Genomic DNA, 19,706 nt, shown 5'->3' on the forward strand with positions numbered 1-19,706 from the left:
CGCTGCGTCTCTGCTTGATGCGCAGAATGCTCAGCATGACAGTATCACCCACTCATCCACTCATCCAAAAAACCACTCACCCACTCACCCACCCTACAGCGCGTGGTCGAGCCTGACATCCTGGCCCGACCAGATGCGCCGGGCGGTCCAGTCCTGGGCGGGCTCGGCCCAAAAGGCATGGCTGGCGGGCAAACCCAGCGGCAGAAAGGCGGTGGAGCAGAGGTAAAGGCTGCCCGTGGAAATATACCCCTCGCCGATGCCTGGCTGGTGGCCGCAGAGCCCGATTTGCAGCCAGCCCTGCGCGTCGAAGGTGCCCTTGGGCTCCATGGTGCGCTGAATGACGGCCGTGAGCGCGCTGCGCACCTGCCCGGCCGGCAGCCCCTCGGGCAGCACGCCCTGCAAGGTGCACTGCGCCAGGTGCTGAAACGCCCCGCAGCGATACGCCAGCGAGCGCCCAAACGCCGCAAATGAGCCATCGGGCCCGATGAGGCGCTCTTGCACGGCGGCGTAGCGGCGGGCGCGGGTGCGCAGCGTGTCGAGCAACTCCTTGCGCTCGCGGCCGGCCGCCACCAGCGTGCCCACCACGTCAAGCAGCATGGGCTGAATGACGTAGCTGTTGTAGTAATCCCAGTGAAAATCAGGCCCGTCGCCGTAGGTGCCATCGCCCTTGTACCAGGTTTGGTGCTCCCGAATGGCGTAGTCCATCCGCATGGGGTCGCCCTGCCCGGTAAACTTGAGCAGCGCCGCCTCAATGATGGCGCTGAACAGCAGCCAGTTGCTGTACACCGGCTTGATGACCCGGCTGCTTTGCAGCGCCGCCACCAGTTGCGCCTGGGTGGCGGCGGGCAGCTTCTCCCAAAGCTGGGTGGGCGCGCGCAGCAGCGCATGGGCCAGGAAAGCGGCATCGACCACCGGCTGGCCGCCTTGGTTGAAATTCAGAAAGTCAACATCCTGCGGATTGACGGCGTGGGCGATGGCCTGCCGGGCCTGCTCGGCGGCCTGCTGCTGGCGGGCGGCCTCATCGGCGGGCACGTCTTTGAGCTCGAGCCAGGGGGCCAGGCCGGCGAGGGTGCGGCCCAGCGCTTCGAGGTGACTCACGCTACGGCGGCCTTGCTGCTGGCCGGCGGCCGCCTCAATGGGCATGGTGGCCTTGAGGCGGCCGGCGGCCCCGGCGGCCAGCACCGGGCTGGCCACGCGCAGCAGGGTAGCCAGCCAGTAGGCGCGGTCGTTGGCGGGGCGCTTGGCGGGGGGCGAAAGGGTAGGAGCGGCGGCGTGGCCTACGTGTGGCAAGGCCAGCGCCGAGAGGCCGGTAGCCGCCTGGCCCAGAAAAAAACGACGTTTCATGCAAGCTTACTTTTTGAACTTCAGCAGTTCGGAATCGACCAGCAAACAGCCCCAAGTGCTGGGCCGCAGCCGGCTACCTGCCGGGAGGCACACCAGCGGCAAAAAAGCAGGAACGGCCGCTGCCACAATAGTACGGCCGCCTGGCCCGACGAATCGGGGGCATTTTGGAAAATCAGCGGGGAAGTTTTCGGCACAAGCCAGCGAGGCGCGGGTGGAACTGCCGCCGCTACTCGGCCGGCGCGGCCGCGCCCCGGTGCTGCCGGGCGTAGTCGGAGGGCGTGGTGCCGAACAGCTTCTGGAATACCTGCCGGAAGTACTTGGCATTCTCGATGCCCACCTCAAAGGCCACTTCCGACACCCGCAGCTGGGTGCTGGCCAGCAGCTGGGCCGCCCGCTTCAGGCGCACGTCGCGGATAAACTCCACCGCCGTCTGGCCCGTCAGGCTCTTGATGCGGCGGTAAAAAACCGAACTGCTGAGGCCCAGCTCGCGCACCAATACCTGCACGCTGAATTCGGCGTCGCCGAGGTGCTGCTCGACTACGTGCATGGCTTTTTCCAGAAACTCGCGGTCGGCGTCGGCCACTACTATCTCGGTGGGCTGAAGCAAGATGCGACGCTGGTAAAACTCGTGTAGCTTGCGGCGGTTGCGCAGCAGGGCGTCGGCCTTGGCGTGCAGCAGGGTGGGGTTAAAGGGCTTGCTCACGTAGTCGTCGGCCCCCATGCCGAGGCCTTCGAGCTGGTGGGTTTCGGCGGTGCGGGCGGTCAGCAGCAGCACCGGAATGTGGCTGGTTTTGGGGTGCTGCTTCAGCTTCTGGCACAGCTCCAGGCCGTCGGAGCGCGGCATCATCACATCCGAGATAATGAGGTCGGGCTGCTGGGCCAGGGCCATTTCCCAGCCGACTACGCCGTCTTCGGCGGCCAGCACCTGGTAGTCGGCCGCGAAGAGCTCGCAGAGGTAGTCGCGCACTTCGTCGTGGTCTTCTACCACCAGCAGGCGTGGCGGGCTGGCGGGCGGGGCCGCTTCCGTAGCTGGCTCGCCCGCCGGTAGCTCGTCGGGCGCGGCTGGCTCGGGCAAGGGCTCCTCGGCTGCCATATCGGGGGTTTCGGGCGCGGGGGCCAGGTCTTCGGGGCGCAGGTGCTGCTGGCCGAAGGGTAGGCGCAGCTCGAAGGTGGAGCCCACGCCCAGCGTGCTGGCCACCGTGAGCTGCCCGCCGTGGCGCTCGGCAAACTGCCGGGCCAGCGCCAGCCCGATGCCGGTGCCCGTCATGCGCAGCGTGTTGGTGTGCGCAGCCTGGTAGTAGGGGTCGAAAATGCGGTCGAGCTCGTGCGCCGCAATGCCCAGGCCGGTATCCGAGACGGTGATGCGCAAGTAATTGGCGGCCAGCTGCCCATCGGTGTACACGGCCGGGCCGGCCGGGCTGCCCACTGCGGCGGCAGTCAGCTCCACGCGGCCCTGGGGGCGCACGTACTTAAAGGCATTAGCCAGCAGGTTGGTCAGAATAATTTCCAGCTTGCCCTGGTCGAAAAACAGCGGCACCGGCCCGGCCGGCAGGTCGAGTTGGTACTGCACGCCGCGCTCCTGGGCTTGCAGCTGAAAGCTGGCGTACTGCTCGGCGACGAACGGCGCAATGTCCTGGCGGGCGGCGCGCAGCGGCACGTGGCCGGCTTCAACCTTGCGAAAATCAAGCAGCTGGTTTACCAAATCGAGTAGCTTGCGGGTTTGGCGTTGCATCAGCTGCACCTTGGCTTGCAGGCCGGGCACCGGGCCGGGGCTGCCGGCAATCTCCTCCATCGGCCCCAGGATGAGGGTGAGCGGCGTGCGCAGCTCGTGGCTGATGTTGGTGAAAAAGCCCAGCTTGAGGTTGGTGAGCTCCTTTTCTTTTTCGACCCGAAAATGCTCCAGTGCGAGCTTGCTTTTCAGTTCCTGCCGCGTCATTTCGATGCGGCGGTACAGCGCTACGCCGCCCAGCAGCGCCAGCGCGTACAGCGCGTAGGCCCAGCCGGTTTTGTACCACGGCGCGCGCACGTCGAAGCTGATAGTGGCCGGGCGGGCGCTCCACGCGCCCTCGCCGTTGCTGGCTTTCACGTGCAGCGTGTAGTGGCCGGGCGGCAGGTTGGCAAAGCTGGCCGAGCGCTGGCCGGGCGGCGGCGTCACCCAGCCCCGATTGTAGCCTTCGAGCTGGTAGGCGTACTGGTTTTTCTGTGGGTTGGCGTAGTTCAACCCCACAAACTCCACTGAAAAATCATTGTCGCCGGGCCGGATTACTACCGTTTGCGCCTCCGACAGCGGGCGCGGCAGCAGCACGCGGCCGTTGAAGGGCTGGCCCACGGCCACCGGCTGGTTGGCCACGCGCAGGCCCGTGAGCTGCACTACCGGCGCGTAGGGGTTGGGCTGAATCATGGCCGGCTGGAAGTAGCTCACCCCATTGATGCCCCCGAAGTAGAGCGTGCCATCGGCCCCGCGGTCGGCCGCGCCTATCTTGAAGGCGTTGCTTTGCAGGCCATCGGCCACGTCGTAGCGCAAATACTGGCGGGTGGCGGGCGCGTAGCGGTAGAGGCCGGTGCCGCCTATCCAGAGGTGGCCGGCGTCGTCGGCCAGCAGGCTTTCTACATCGCTCTCGGGCAAGTGCTTATAAGCGCTGCGCACCGTTTCGCGGCCTTGCGTGTCGGTAGCCAGCCAGTGCAGCCCGCCCCCGATGGTGCCAATCCAGAGCGTGCCCTGGCGGTCGAGCAGCAGCGGCCACACGTAGTTCACGCGCAGGCCGTCGGGGGCGTCGGGCTGGTGCTGGAAGTGCCGCAGCACGCGCAGCGAGTCGGCTTCCACGCGCAGCTTCAGCAGGCCTTGGTCGGCGGTGCTGGCCCACAGTACGTCGCGGCGCGCGTCGTAGAGCAGGTAGGTAAAGCGGCTGGTGGGCAGCGCACTGTTTTTGGCGAGGTAGGCGCGCAGCAGCTGGCCCTGGGCGTCGAACTCAAGCAGGCCCATATTGAGCGTGGCTACCCACAAGTGGCCGGCGCGGTCTTCGGTGATGCGCTCGATGCTGGCGTCGTGCAGGGTTCCGGCCCCGGCCACAAATGGGTCGTAGGTAGTAAGGGTTTCGCGGCCGCCGGCGCGGCTGAGGCTCACCAAGCCCCGGTTGCGGGTGCCAATCCAGAGGGTGCCGTTGCGGGCCTGGTACAGGGCCGACACGTCGATGCTGCTGCGGCCCGAGGTTTTGTCTTCGCTGAGGTAGCTGCGGTAGGTTTGCCGGGCGAGGTCGTAGGCCTGCACGCCGTTGCGGGTGCCCAGCCACAGCGTGTTGGTGGCCTCTTCCTTATACACGGCGTTGATGTAGTTGCTGGCCAGCGCCGCTTGGCCGGCCCGCTGCCGGCGCAGCTGCCCAAAGGGCTTCTGGCGCAGATTCACCTTATTGAGGCCGCCGGCCGAGGCGCAGAGCCACATCACCTGGGTGCGGTCTTCGAAAATCTGGTGCACCCGCTCGGAGTTGAGGCCGCCGGGCTCGCCATCCTGCGGCAGCAGCAGGGTAGGGGCGGGGCGCAGCGGCGGGGCGGTGCCCGTCACGGCCCCGGCCTCCCACACGTAGAGGCCGTAGTTGGTACCCACCCACAAGCGCCCAAACGAGTCGAGCTGAAGGGCTTGCAGCTGCGGGTAGTCGAGCGGCTGGGGGTGGGCGGCCAGCTGGCGGCCGGCCCGGCGGTTGGCGGCGCTCACCCACAGCACCTGCTGGTTGAGGCCAATCCAGAAGTCGCCGCGCCGGTCCACGAGCAGCGCCCGCACGTGGTCGTTTATTTCGGTGGGCTCTACTACCGGGGCGGCGCTGCCGGGGCGCACCACCCCGAGGCCCTGGTTGTAGGTGCCCACCCACACGTTGCCCTCGGCATCGGTGGCCAGGCTGCTGAGGTAGTGCTCAGCTGGCTGGCGGGCGGCAAACGGCACCAGGCGCACGCTGGCCAACCCGCCTTTCGCATCAAAAGTCAGCAAAAACAGGCCGTGCTTGGGGGTGGCCACCCACAGCCGCCCCTGGGCATCGGAGGTCAGGGCCATAATGCTGACATCGGCGAGCTGGGCCAGCAGCGGGCGGGCGGCGGGCGGGGCGGCGGCCGGGCTCAGGGGGCGCAGCTGGTCGGCGGCGGCATCGTAGTAGTAGAGGCCGGCGCGCTCGGTGCCCACCCACAGGCGGCCGGTAGCCGGGGCCACGTGCAAGACCTTGATGCGGTTGCCGGCCACGCCCTGCCGCGTGATGGGTAGCAGGTAGGGCCGCAGCGCGTAGCCGTCGTAGCGGTCGAGGCCGCGATTGGTGCCCACCCAGATAAAGCCGGCCCGGTCCTGGGCCACGGCCATGGCGTCGCTGTGGCTCAGGCCCTGGTCTACGGTGAGGTGCTCGAAGCGAAACTCACCGGGGGCGGTGTCCTGCGCCCGCGTACCCAGTGCTAGCAGGAGTAGCAGCGGCAGCGAAAGCAGGTAGCGGTAAAAAAGCGGCATAGGCGCGGCGGTAGGAGCGAAGACGGGCGCAGTAAGCGCCGGATAAACCGAACGAGAAGCTGGCCGCCCGGCCAAGTAAAGCAAGACGTGGATGCTAGTTAAAGGCCGGCCCACGAGCCAGCCCTAATCAGGTTGCAAGGTAAGGCCGGCCGCCCAACCATGTGCGGCGGCCAGCGCCGTTTTTCTACCTGCTCTAAATAAGCTGACAAGTGCTTTTATACATTGTTTGTAAAGTAGTTGAATGGCAAATATTTTAAATAAAGTCGCTTCAAGAAGGTTGCTGTCACGTAAGCAATGGATGAATTTACCCCCTGCTAATTGATGAAAACGTACCCGCCGCGCCGGTGGAAATGCTGCTACTTTTGTGTTGCTGCACTGTTACCAACGCGGGTTGCTTACGTGCAGTAAGCATTTACTTACTAGGGCTGGCCCGGCTGGTGCCACTGCTCCGAGCTAGCCCCGATTTTCCCACCCAGCGTCTTCCGCTACCCCCTTTTTTCTATGCCCAAACCCTTACCCTCACGGGCGCTATGCCGGCTACTATTCTTAGCGGCGGCCGGCGTGGCTGGTACCACGGCTGCCCAGGCGCAGGTTATCAATACGCCGATATTGCCGCCCCGCGCTACCACGCCCACCGATACGGCTCGCACCAGTGGCACCCCGCCCGAGCTCAACAAGCAGCCCGTAGCCCAAGTGTTTACCCCCTCGGTGACGGACGAAAACGGCGAGCCCCTGGCCGGCGTGAAGCTGGCCACCGAAAGCGGCGCCTTCACGGCCCTCACCGACTCGGTGGGCCAGGCCCAGATGCCGGACGTGAAGGCCGGCGAAACGCTGGTGGTAAGCATCGACAAGTCGGTGATTCGGCGCTTTGCCGTTACCGACAACCTCACGCCCATCATCATGCTCGATACGCGCAACCCGGCGGTGGCGCGGCTCAAGCCGGTGCGGCTGCTGTTCAATACGTCTATCCGGCCGGACCTCACGGCGGCTTCTACGCAGACCGTGTACTACCGCGACCTGCAAAAATTTCCGGTCACGACCTTCCTCAACGCGCTGGCGGGGCAGGCGGCGGGCTTGCAGGCCATCCAGTTTTCGGGCCGGCCCACCGACGACGTGTCGGCTGTGTCGATACTGGGGCAAAGCCCCACGATTGTGATTGACGGCATCGCGCGCACCAACTCGTCGCTCGACCCGCTGGCTTTGTTTGACCTGGAAGAGATTGAGTCGGTGACGGTAATGCGCGACGCGCTGGCCACCTCGATGCTGGGCGTGCGCAACACCAACGGCGGCATCCTGAACGTGACCACCCGCCGGGGCACGCCGGGCCAGCCGCGCATCTCGCTCACGGTGCAGTCGGCCATTCAGCAGCCGCTGCGCCTGCCCCGCGCCCTCGACTCGTACAACTACGCTACCCTCTACAACGAGGCGGCCCAGAATGACGGCTTGCCGCCCGTGTACACGGCCGCCGACTTGCAAGCTTACCAGGACGGCTCGGACCCCATCGGCCACCCCAACGTGAACTGGCGCGACGCGGTGCTCAAGAAGTCGTCGCAGCTCGACCGCTACACCTTCAGCGCCAGCGGGGGCAATGCCTTCTCGAAGTACTTCGTGAGCCTGGAGCACCTGAGCCAGTCGGGCCTGCTCAAAACCAGCGACATCAACAGCTACAACACCAGCAACGACTACAAGGTCTACACGGTGCGCTCCAACATCGACTTGCAGCTGAGCAAGAAGCTGACGGGCGGCATCCGGCTGCTGGGCCGCCTGCAAAACCTCAACGACGCGGGCGCGACGGCCAACACTATTCTGGCGTCGATTATCAACACGCCGGCCAACGCCTACCCGATTTTCAACGCCAATGGCAGCTACGGCGGCACGCAGCAGTTTCAGAACAATGTGTACGCCCAGACCGTGGGCTCGGGCTACCGCGAAAACTACAAGCGCAACGTACTAGGAGACTTCTACTTGCAGCGCACGCTCAATGAGGTGACGCAGGGCCTTTACGCCCGCCTCACGGGCTCGTACTACGCCAGCTTGTCGGAAAACATCACCCGTAGCAAGTCGTTCGCCACCTTCTTGCAAACGACGCCGGCCACCGGCACCCCCACCTACCAGCAGTTCGGGGTCAATAGCGACCAGTCGAACAGCAACGGTATCAGCTACCAGAGCAACACTACCTACGTGGAAGGCCTGCTGGGCTACGACCGCCAGTTTGGCGAACACGGCCTGAGTGCCGTGGCCGTGGCCAGCCGCCAGTCGACCAACCAGGACTCGGACCTGCCCTACACGGTGCAGGGCGTGTCGGGGCGCGCGTCGTACAACTACCAGCAGAAATACGTGGCCGAGCTAGCCTTCGGCCTCAACGGCTCGAACCGCTACGCCAGCGGCACGGCCTACGGCTTTTTCCCGGCCGGGGGCCTGGCCTGGAACATCTCGCGCGAGCGCTTTATGGAGTCGCAGCAGTGGCTGTCGTTTCTGAAGCTGTACGGCTCCATCGGCGTCACGGGCAACGACGTGCCGGGCTACTTCACTTACATCCAAACGTATTTCGACACGCCTAACACCTTCTATGGCACCGGCGCGAGCGGCACGTTCTCGCTGAGCGAGCAAACGCTGGCCGCCACCAACCGCACCTGGGAAAAAGCCCGCAAGCTGTCGCTGGGCGTGCAGGGCGCGCTGGCCGACAATCACCTGGGCTTCACCCTTGAGTATTTCAACTCGCTGTACTACGACCTGCTGTATCAGCGCGGCCGCAACACGGGCCTGCTCGGCCAGACTTATCCCGACGAGAACATCGGCCGCACGCAGTACTACGGCATCACGGGCCAGCTCACGTACCAGCAGTCGTTTGGCAGCCTCAGTTTGTTTGGCTCGCTGAACATGAGCGTGCAAAACTCCCGCATCCGCAACATCGACGAGGTGTACCGGCCGTATCCCTGGATGCAGCTCACCGGCGGGCCGGTCAACCAGTTTGTGGGCTACGTGGCCGACGGGCTGTACCAGACCCAGGCCGAAATTGCGGGTAGTGCTACTACAGTGGGCTACAAGCCGGTGCTGGGCGACATCAAGTACAAAGACCTGAACGGCGACGGCGTTATCGACCAGTTCGACCGGGCTACCATCAACACCACCAAGCCCAGCATTCCGTTCGGCGTGACGCTGGGCGCGGCCTGGAAAGGCTTCGACTTTTCGGTGCTCTTCCAGGGCACCCTCAACCGCCAGATATACCTGCAGGGCAACAGTGAGTATGCCTTTCAGAACGGCGGCTTTGGCCCGGCCTTCGAGCAGCACCTCGACCGCTGGACGCCTCAGAACCCCGGCGCCAGCTACCCGCGCCTGGGGTTGGGCAACAACATCAATAACTTCGCTACCTCATCTTACTGGCTGCACGACAACAGCTACGTGCGCCTCAAAAACCTGGAGCTGGGCTACACCGTGCCGCTGGACCTGAGCCGCCGGGTGCGCCTGCAAGGCGTGCGCTTCTTCTTCAACGCCACCAACCTGGTAACCTTCAGCCAGTACGCCAGCGACCGCATCGACCCCGAGGTGTTCAACGCGGCCTACCCGATTCAGCGCCTGCTCAACTTTGGTTTCAACATCAAGCTGTAATTTTTTCTGGGCTGTTGGCTGGCAGCTGCTAGCTGCCGGCTTGTGCCGCAACTCTTCCCACCCATTAAAAATAACGCTGTTGGCTGCTAGCTGACAGCGTACAGCCCAAGCATAGTTATGAATCAGAAGCTACTTATTCCGGCCGCCGCGCTGCTGCTGGCCCTCGGAACCACTGCTTGCCAGAAAGACCCCGAAACGGAGCCGCGCTACCTCATCCGCGACGAGCTGCTGTGGGACAACCTGGACCAGAATGCCTTTCTGGCCGGGGCTTACCTCAACGACGTGTATAGCTACCTGCCCGGCGGCTTCAACCGCATCGGGGCCGGGGCTGGCATCGGGGCCAACACCGACATCGGTGACTTTCTGGCGGCCGGGGCCGGCGATGCCGTGCCCTCGCGCTTGCAGCGCCCGGTAGAGTACTACACCAACGGGACGGTGAGCTCGGTCAACAACCCCGACCCGTACTGGAACTCTGCCTACGCCGGCATTCGGCGGGTAAATATTTTCCTGGCCAACATTGACCGCGTGCCCGTGTCGGCCACCAACAACGTGTACTGGAAAGCCGAGGTGCGCTTTATCCGGGCCATGCTGTACTTCGAGCTGGTGAAGCGCTACGGCGGCGTGCCGCTCATCGGCGACAAGGTGTTTACCCTGAACGATGACCTGTCGCTGCCGCGCAACACGTATGCCGACTGCGTCAATTACATCGTGAGCGAGTGCGATGCCATCAAGGGCAACCTGCGGGCCGATGCCTCCCTGGCCGATGCCGACTGGGGCCGCATCACGCGGGGCTGCGCCCTGGCCCTCAAGGGCCGGATGCTGCTGTACGCCGCCAGCCCGCTCTTCAACGGGGGCCGGGTAAACGGGGCCAGCGACCTGCAAGGCTACCCCAGCGCGGACCCCAGCCGCTGGCAGCGCGCCTACGATGCCACCCAGGAGCTGGTGGCCCTCAACTACTACGCCCTGAATGCGGGCACGGTGGGCTCGGCCACGCCGTATTCCAATATCTTCACGGCGAAGCGGAATAAGGAGATTATCCTGGCCAAGCAGGCGGCCAACAGCACCCTGCTCGAAACCAATAACGCGCCGATTGGCTACAGCTCGCCGGCTACCAGCCTGGGCCTCACCAGCCCCACGCAGGATTTTGTGGATGCCTTCCCGACCAATACGGGCCTGGGCATCACGGCTACCGGCACCAACTACAACGCTACCGCGCCCTACACCAACCGCGACCCGCGCCTCGACGCCACGGTGTTTTACAACGGCATGACCTGGCTGAGCCGGCCGGTGCAAACCTTCACGGGCGGCGTGGACCGCCCCGGCGGCTCGGCCGTGCAAACCCGCACCGGCTACTACCTGCGCAAGTTCACGGGCAACTTCGTGACGGGCACTACCTACTCCAACACCAGCCACAACTTCCCGATTTTCCGCTACGCCGAAGTGCTGCTGAACGCGGCCGAGGCGCTCAACGAGCTGGGCCGCACCGACGAGGCCCTGACGCGCCTCATCGCTATTCGCACCCGCTCGGGCATTGCGCCGGGCACCAACAGCCGCTACGGCCTGCCGGCGGCCGGGAGCGTGAGCCAGGCCGATGCCCGCACGCTCATCCGCAACGAGCGCCGCATCGAGTTGGGCTTTGAGGAGCACCGCTTCTGGGATTTGCGCCGCTGGAAAACGGCTGAAACCGTGCTCAACGGCCCGCTCTATGGCGTGCAGATTACGCGCAGTGGCGCCGGCACCACGGCTTCGCCCTACACCTTCACTTATGCCCGCCAGCAGGTGAGCACGATGAACTGGCAGCCCCGGCTTTACTACATGCCGCTGCCCTACGACGAAACCACCAAAAACCTGAACCTGGCCCAAAACCCCGGCTGGTAGCAGCTACACGGCGGCGGGCGTTGGGCTGATGCAGCCGCAGGCCCGCCGCCCAACGCTACCAGCGTAACATAAACCTCCCCACCCATTTATATATGAAAAACTTTTTACTACTACTGTGGCTGGCCCTGGGCGCGACCATTCAGCTGGCGTATGCGCAGAGCCGGGTGGTGCAGGGCGTGGTGCGCGACCGCGAAGGCACCGTGCCCGGCGTGGCCGTGTACGAAAAAGACAACACCGCCAACGGCGCATCTACCGACGTGGATGGCCGCTACGCGCTGACCTTGAAGGGCAAAAGTGGCGTGCTCGTGTTTCGCTCGGTAAACTACAAGCTGAGCGAGGTGCAGGTGGGCAGCCGCACGACCATCAACGTAACGCTGGAATCGACCGACCAAAAGCTCGACGAGGTAACGGTAGTGGGCTACGGCGAGCAAAAGAAGCTGACCCAAACCGGGGCCGTGAGCCAGGTGAGCGGCCAGGAAATACGCCAGAACCCCTCGGCCAGCTTGCAAAACTCGCTGGTGGGCCGCCTGCCGGGCTTCTTCTCGCAGCAGTCGTCGGGCCAGCCCGGCGCCGACGGGGCCAACTTCTTTATCCGGGGTGTGAGCAGCTACAACCAAAACAACCAGCCGCTCATCATCGTCGATGACATTCAGTACAGCTACGACCAGTTTGCCCGCCTCGACCCCAACGAGATTGAGAGTCTTTCCATCCTGAAAGACGCCGCTACCACGGCCATCTACGGGGTGCGCGGGGCCAACGGCGTAATCGTGGTAACGACCCGCCGCGGCAAAGACGGCCCGCCCCAGATTTCGGGCCGCGCCGAGTTTGGCTTGTCGCAGCCCACCAAGATTACCCACTACCTCGACGCCTACGAGTCGGCGCGCCTCTACAACCAGGCCCAGATAAACGACAACAACGCGCTGGCTACGCCCAACCCCAACTTTCAGCCGCGCTTTTCGGCCGACGACCTAAAGAAATTTCAGGATGGCTCGGACCCCTACGGCCACCCCAACGTGAACTGGCGCAAGGAGCTGTTTCGGACCTGGAGCCAGCAGTACCGCGCCAACATCGACATCTCGGGCGGCTCGCCCCGCGTGAAGTACTTCACGTCGGTAGGCTACCTGTTTCAGAACGGGATGCTGAAAGACTTCAGCGGCACCACCGGCGTAAACAACAACTACTACCAGCGCCGCTACAACTACCGCTCGAACCTGGACATCAACGTAACCAAGGGCCTCGACATGCGGGTGGACGTGTACGGCAACTTTGCCGAGGTTAACTACCCCTCGGTAAACAGCCCCAACGGGGTGAACTCGGGCAACGGCGGCGACGTGTTTTACGACTACAGCAGCTTCCTGACGCTGGCGCCCTTTGCCTACCCCATCTACAACCCCAACGGGTCGTATGGCTACAGCAACTGGGCCAAAAGCAACGGCTCGGCCTACGACGTGAACAACGTAATCGGCCGCGTAACCAACAACGGCTACATCCGCAACTTCGAGAATAACATCAACGGGGTGCTGTCGGGCAAGCTGGACCTGGGGGCCTACAACAGCACCCTCAAGGGCCTCACCCTGACGGGCCGCGCCGCCTACACCAGCAACTACTACTACACGCGCAGCAACACGCGTAACTCGTTTCCGTCCTTCATCTACGACCCCACCAAGGACCCCAACGACCCCACGGCCTACACCCCGCGCGACCAAAACGTCTTCCGCACTACGCGCTACAGCCTGGGTTACAACCCCCGCGGCACTACCCGCGTGCTGACGTTGCAAGCCATTCTGGGCTACGACCGCACGTTTGGCAAGCACCACGCCTCGGGCCTGGCGCTCTATAACCGCAACTCGAACACGGCCGGCAACAGCAACAACATCTACAACTTTATTCCGGCCAACTTCCTGGGTTACTCGCTGCGCCTGGGCTACGACTACGACGAGCGCTACCTGTTCCAGTTCAATGCCGGCTACAACGGCTCCGACCGCTTTAGCTCGGCCAACCGCTACGGGTTTTTCCCGGCCGTATCGGCCGGCTGGAACATTGCCGAGGAAGCCTTCTTCAAGCGCGCCATTCCGGTGGTGGACATGCTGAAGCTGCGCGGCAGCTACGGCCTGGTGGGCAACGACGCCCTGGGCGGCGGCTACTCGTACTACTACCAGCAGAACTACTTCAACAGCGGCAGCACCAACGGTAACCCCGGCATCGGCTGGAACACCGGCACCACCAGCACGCCGCAAAACGGCATCGCCGAAGGTACCCTGCCCAACGACCAGGTAACCTGGGAAAAAGAGAAAAAGCTGGACGTAGCCGTGGAGTTCCGCTTGTTCAAGAATGCCTTGTCGGGTAGCGTCGACTACTTCCGCAACAACCGCTACGACATTCTCACCACCCGCGGCACGGTATCGGGCATCTTCGGCCAGGGCCTGCCGCCCGTGAACCTGGGCATGGTGCGCAACCAGGGCATCGAGGTAGAGCTGGGCTACCAGAGCCCACTCTCGCGCGATTTCTCGTACTCCATCCGGGGCAACTACTCGTTTGCCAAAAACAAAATCATCTTCCAGGATGAGCCCCAGAACCAGTACAGCTACCAGAACTTTACGGGCAACAGCATCGGCCAGCAGCGGGTGTACGTCTTCGACGGCTTTTACAGCCAGGCCGACGCCGCCAACAAGGACGTGCCCAAGCCCGCTACCGGCGCGCAGCCCGGCGACCTCAAGTACAAAGACCTGAACGGCGACGGTAGAATCGACGCCTTCGACCAGGCGGTAACCGGCTTTCCCAGCCTGCCCAACACCACCTTCGGCCTCAACCTGGGCGTGCGCTACAAGGGCTTCAGCGTTAGCGTGCTGTTTCAGGGCGCGGCCAATTTTAACATCGCCGGTGGCGCGGAAGCCATTAAGGCATTCGGCGCCAACCTCACCGAGGTGCACACCCGCGCCTGGACGCCCGACCTGGGCGACGACGCGGCCTACCCGCGCCTCTCGTTGCTGGGCGGCATCAGCGACCCGGCCAACCGCTCCACGTTCTGGCAGATTTCGGGCAACTACGTGCGCCTCAAAAATGCCCAGATTAACTACGACCTGCCCACCAGCTTTATGCGCCGCCTGGGCATCCCGGCCGCCCGCATCTACGCCAACGGCACCAACCTGCTGACCTGGACGGTAGCCGATAAGCTGTACGATTTTGACCCCGAAATCAACCTCAACATCGCCAGCACGCCCTACCCGCCCCAGCGCCTCGTGAACTTCGGCCTCAGTGTGACTTTCTAACCTCACTGCTTAGCTCACTTCCCACCCTATTCTAGTATCTCGTATATGAAAAAGCTACTTCCCGTGGCGCTGGCCGCCCTCGCCCTGACAACGGCCTGCCAGAAAGATGACTTTCTCGAGCCTAAAACCAGTGCCCTGACCGAGGAAACGGTATTTGCCGACAGCACCCGCACGCTGGGCTTTCTGAGCCGTATTTATTCCGACGTGGCGTTCAGCTTTGCCAAGCAGCGCTGGTCGAGCCACGGCAACAGTGAGCACGCCACCGACGATGCCGAGTACAACTACTCGGGCACGCCGCAGGTGTCGGTGCAGCTCTACAGCGGCATTCTCACGCCGCTGGCCTTCTACGGCTCGGGCGCTTCGTCGGGCGTTAGTTTCGACTCTAACAACGGCAGCGACTTTTGGGTAACGCCCTGGCAGAACATCCGCCGCTGCAACCTGCTGCTGAGCAAGCTGCCCAGCACGCCGCTCTCCAAAAAGATGCAGGCGCGCATGGCCGGCGAGGTGCGCTTTTTGCGCGCCTGGTACTACAACCAGCTGCTCATTGCCTTCGGCGGCGTTCCCATCATCGGGGATAAGGTGTACGGCATTGAGGACGTGATTAACCTGCCCCGTACTTCCTACGCCGACTGCGTCACGTACATCAGCAGCGAGCTGGATGCCGCCGCTGCCGTGCTGCCCCGCGGCAACAGCGACTACGCCGGCCCCGACTACGGCCGGGTTACCGCCGGGGCCTGCCTGGGCCTGAAAAGCCGCCTGCTACTCTACGCCGCCAGCCCGCTCTTCAATGGCGGGGCCGAAACTACCGACGCCAGCCTCGCGGCCCTGGTGAGCTACCCCAGCGCCAATACTGCCCGCTGGCAGGCCGCCGCCGACGCCGCCAAGGCCGTGATGGACCTGAACCTGTATTCGCTCTACACCGACAACGCCACCAAACCCGGCTACGGCTACTACTCGGTGTTCTTGCAGCGTGTGAATCCTGAGTACATTTTCTTTTATAACCGCCCGGCCAACAAGGACTTCGAGTACTACTACAACCCGCCCTCGCGCGGAGGCTCTACGTACTCGATGCCCACCCAGAACATCGTGGATGCCTTCCCGATGCGCAACGGCAAAGCCATCACCGACCCCACCTCGGGCTACGTGGCCACCAACCCCTACGTGAACCGCGACCCGCGCTTCAACTACTCGATTATCTACAACACGGCTTCTATCTTCCAGGCTTCGGCCGGGCGGGCGGCCCCGGTGTACACCTACGAGGGCGCTTCTTCGGATGGCTTCAACCTGAATAACTCCTACACCGGCTACTGGTGCCGCAAGATGTGCGACTCGACTACCTCGCAAAGCAGCGGGGCGAGCACCGAGCGCGGCTGGCCGCTGATGCGCTACGGCGAAATCGTGCTCAACTACGCCGAGGCCCTCAATGAAGTAGGCCGCACCAACGACGCCATTACGCAAATCATCGCCCTGCGTACCCGCGCGGGCATATTGCCCGGCACCGATGGGCGCTACGGCATTGCATCGGGCATCAGCCAGTCGGCGGCCCGCGACCTCATTCGCAACGAGCGCCACATCGAGCTGTGCTACGAAGACCACCGCTACCACGACATCCGCCGCTGGAAAATCGCGATGGTGACCAACAACGCCTTCAACAACCGGATGCGCATCACCAACCGCGGCACTGCCACCGCGCCCGGCCCCTACACCTACAGCATCGTGCCCACCATCCGGCGCCACAATTTCCGCCCCGAGATGTACCTGCTGCCCCTGCCCGACGCGGAAATCCGCAAGGTGCCGCTGCTGCGCCAAAACCCCGGCTGGTAGCAGCTGCTAGCAGGCAGCGATAATAAAAAGAGGTAGCCGGCATTCTGGGAATTTACGAACAACTCCTGGAGTGCCTGCTACCTCTTTTTGTGTCAATACCTAGCCGGCCGAATCTACTTTCTTGCTCATATTTAGTTACATGACCACGCGCTTTCTTCCTTTAGTACTGGCCGGCGTTGGCCTGGGGCTGGGCCCCGCCCCGGCCCCCAAGCGGCCCGCGCCCGCGCCTACCCACACCTTCGCGCTGGGTGCCAGCCAGTTTTTGCTCGATGGCAAGCCCTACCAGATTGTGTCGGGCGAGCTGCACTACCCGCGCATTCCGCGCGAAGCCTGGCGCAGCCGCCTGCGCGCCGCCAAGGCCATGGGCCTGAACACGGTGGGCACCTACGTATTCTGGAACGCCCACGAGCCGCAGCCGGGCCAGTTCGACTTCACGGGTAATAACGACGTGGCCGCCTTCGTGAAGATGGCCCAGGAAGAAGGCCTGTGGGTGACCTTGCGCCCCAGCCCCTACGTGTGCGCCGAGTGGGAATTTGGCGGCTACCCGTACTGGCTCCAGAACATCACGGGCCTGAAAGTGCGCTCGCAGGAGCCGCAGTACCTGGCCGCCTACCGCCGCTACCTGCTAGCCGTGGGCAAGCAGCTGGCCGGGTTGCAAGTCAACCACGGCGGCCCCATCCTGATGGTGCAGGTGGAGAATGAGTACGGCTCCTACGGCTCGGACAAAGTGTACCTAACCCAGAACAAGAAGATGTTTGAGGAAGCCGGCTTCGACGGCCTGCTCTACACCTGCGACCCGGCCGCCGACGTGGCTGCTGGCCACCTGCCCGGCCTGCTGCCCGCGGTGAACGGCGTGGACAAGCCCAGCCAGATTCGGCAATTGGTAAACGCCAACCACGATGGCAAAGGCCCTTACTACGTGGCCGAGTGGTACCCGGCGTGGTTCGACTGGTGGGGTACCGAGCACCACACCGTGCCCGCCGCCAAGTACACGCCGGGTCTCGACTCGGTGCTGCGCGCGGGCATGAGCATCAACATGTACATGTTTCACGGGGGCACCACCCGCGACTTCATGAACGGAGCCAACTACAAAGGCCCCGGCACGCACTACGAGCCCCAAATCAGCTCCTACGACTACGACGCCCCGCTCGACGAGGCCGGCAACCCCACGGCTAAGTTCCGCGCCTTCCGCGAGGTGATTGCCAAGTACCGGCCGGCCGGCGCGCCCGCCCTGCCGCCCGTACCCGCCGCCAAGCCCAGCGTGGCCTTTCCTGCCGTGCAGCTCACTTACAACGGCGAGCTGATGAGCCGGGCCGCCGCCCCGGTGGCCAGCCAAAAGCCCCTCACGTTTGAAAAGCTCAAGCAGGCCTACGGCCTGGTGCAGTACCGCACTACCGTGGCGGGTGGCGGTGAGAAATGGCTTAAAATAAAGGACGTGCGCGACTACGCCGTGGTGCTGGTGAACGGCAAGCGCGCCGGCACCCTCGACCGCCGCCTGGAGCAGGACAGCCTGCGCCTGACGCTGCCCGCCGGGCAGGTGCAACTCGACATTGTGGTAGAAAACCTGGGCCGCATCAACTTCGGCAAGTACTTGCTGGAGAACAACAAAGGCATCACCAAGAGCGTGACGCTGGGCGGCAAAGAGCTTACCAACTGGCAGCACTACGGCCTGCCCCTGGCGCAAGACCCGCAGAAGGCCACGGCGAAAACCACGCGCGCCAGCAACGACGCGCCGGCCGTGAGCCGCGGCACCTTCACGGTGGCCACGCCCACCGATACCTACCTCGACATGCGGCAGTGGGGCAAGGGCGTGGTCTGGATAAACGGCCACAACCTGGGCCGCTACTGGGCCATTGGCCCGCAGCAAACCTTGTACGTGCCCGCCGAGTGGCTCAAGAAAGGCGCGAACACCGTGACCGTGCTGGAAATGCTCAAAACCAAGCAGGCTACCCTGACTTTCCTCGACCATCCCATTCTGAGCGAGGTGCGCCCGAGCTCGGCACTGGTTAATTAATTTTCACCGTTTCCGGTCCTTTTTCCTGGTATGAAACATCTTCTTTTTCTGGGCTTGCTGGCGCTGGCCGGCGCTACGCACGCGCAGAAGCGCACGGCCTTCGCGCCCGGCCAACCGTGGCCCGATAATAAGGGCACGCACCTCAACGCCCACGGCGGCGGCGCGCTCTACGACAAGGGCCGCTACTACTTTTTCGGCGAGCACAAGATAGCCGGCCCCAAGGGCAACAGCGCCCAGGTAGGCGTGCATTGCTACTCGTCCAAAGACCTGTATAACTGGAAGGATGAGGGCATTGCCTTCGCGGTAGCGCCCGAGGGCTCGGGTTCGGAGGTGGAGAAAGGCTGCGTGCTGGAGCGGCCCAAGGTGGTGTACAACGCCAAGACCGGCAAGTACGTGATGTGGTTTCACCTGGAGTTGAAGGGCAAGGGCTACGAGGCCGCCCGCACGGCCGTGGCTGTAGCCGACAAACCCACCGGGCCCTACAAGTACGTGCGCTCGTTCCGGCCCGGCGCGGGGCAGTGGCCGCTGGGCTTCAAGGAAGAGTGGAAGCAGCCCGTGCCCGGCGAAAAAGACCTGAAATGGTGGACGCCCACCTGGCAAACGGCCGTGGCGCAGGGCCTCTTTATCCGCCGCGACTTCGAGCCGGGGCAGATGGCCCGCGACATGACGGTGTACGTGGACGACGATGGCAAGGCCTACCACATCGCGTCGTCGGAGGAAAACCTGACGCTGCACGTGGCCGAGCTCACCGACGACTACCAGAACTTTACGGGCAAGTGGAACACCATCGCGCCGGCCGGGCACAACGAGGCCCCGGCCCTGTGCAAAAAGGATGGCAAGTACTACCTCATTACCTCGGGCTGCACCGGCTGGGACCCCAACGCGGCGCGCTCATTTGTGAGCAGCTCCATCTGGGGACCGTGGCGGCAGCTCGATAACCCGGCCACCGGCCCGCAGGCCAACATCACCTACAACTCGCAGAGCACTTACATTTTGCCGGTAGCGGGCAAGAAGGATGCTTTCATCTTCATGGCCGACCGCTGGACGCCGAAGAACCCCATCGACGGCGGCTACATCTGGCTGCCGCTCACTTTCGAGGGCGACCAGCCCCGCCTCACCTGGGCCGACCGCTGGGACTTGGGCGTGTTCAACCAGCCCAAAGCCAGCGAAGGCCGCGCCGCTAACGACTCAAAATAAGGCGCTACTACGCGTTGGTAGCGAGCCTGCGCTGGTCGCGGGCCCAGAATAACGAAAAAAAGGCCGGAGCTTGCTGCTGCACTAGCAGGCT

General features: G+C 64.0%; 8 protein-coding genes. 6 read left to right on the forward strand and 2 right to left on the reverse strand.

Annotation, left to right across the window (positions count from 1 at the left end; translation table 11 throughout):
- Positions 1–93: 93 nt before the first annotated feature.
- Both VFO93_RS10065 and VFO93_RS10070 read right to left on the reverse strand, forming a co-directional pair.
- Complete coding sequence (locus VFO93_RS10065) at positions 94–1,344, reverse strand: DUF2264 domain-containing protein (protein WP_325134240.1); 1,251 nt, start codon at positions 1,342–1,344, stop codon at positions 94–96.
- A gap of 226 nt (positions 1,345–1,570) precedes the next feature.
- Entirely contained in the window at positions 1,571–5,824 is a 4,254-nt protein-coding gene (locus tag VFO93_RS10070; protein ID WP_325134241.1) for a two-component regulator propeller domain-containing protein, read from the reverse strand.
- 501 nt (positions 5,825–6,325) lie between these two features.
- Between VFO93_RS10070 and VFO93_RS10075 the strand changes: the two genes are divergently transcribed.
- The 6 genes from VFO93_RS10075 (at position 6,326) to VFO93_RS10100 (ending at position 19,615) form a co-directional block, all read left to right on the forward strand.
- Positions 6,326–9,433 carry a SusC/RagA family TonB-linked outer membrane protein gene (locus tag VFO93_RS10075; protein ID WP_325134242.1) on the forward strand — a complete coding sequence of 1,036 codons (3,108 nt, stop codon included), beginning with the start codon at positions 6,326–6,328 and terminating at the stop codon, positions 9,431–9,433.
- A 117-nt stretch (positions 9,434–9,550) separates the two neighbouring features.
- The gene (locus VFO93_RS10080; protein WP_325134243.1) at positions 9,551–11,311 is read left to right on the forward strand and encodes a RagB/SusD family nutrient uptake outer membrane protein; all 1,761 of its coding nucleotides are present in this window, start codon (positions 9,551–9,553) and stop codon (positions 11,309–11,311) included.
- Positions 11,312–11,403: 92 nt separating this feature from the next.
- Entirely contained in the window at positions 11,404–14,580 is a 3,177-nt protein-coding gene (locus VFO93_RS10085) for a TonB-dependent receptor (protein ID WP_325134244.1), read from the forward strand.
- 45 nt (positions 14,581–14,625) lie between these two features.
- Complete coding sequence (locus VFO93_RS10090) at positions 14,626–16,404, forward strand: RagB/SusD family nutrient uptake outer membrane protein (RefSeq protein ID WP_325134245.1); 1,779 nt, start codon at positions 14,626–14,628, stop codon at positions 16,402–16,404.
- Between the two features lie 139 nt (positions 16,405–16,543).
- Complete coding sequence (locus VFO93_RS10095) at positions 16,544–18,418, forward strand: glycoside hydrolase family 35 protein (RefSeq protein ID WP_325134246.1); 1,875 nt, start codon at positions 16,544–16,546, stop codon at positions 18,416–18,418.
- Between the two features lie 30 nt (positions 18,419–18,448).
- The gene (locus VFO93_RS10100) at positions 18,449–19,615 is read left to right on the forward strand and encodes a glycoside hydrolase family 43 protein (RefSeq protein WP_325134247.1); all 1,167 of its coding nucleotides are present in this window, start codon (positions 18,449–18,451) and stop codon (positions 19,613–19,615) included.
- Positions 19,616–19,706: the final 91 nt, after the last annotated feature.

The sequence above is a fragment of the Hymenobacter sp. genome (assembly GCF_035709525.1).
In the GTDB taxonomy this organism is placed as follows: Bacteria; Bacteroidota; Bacteroidia; order Cytophagales; family Hymenobacteraceae; genus Hymenobacter.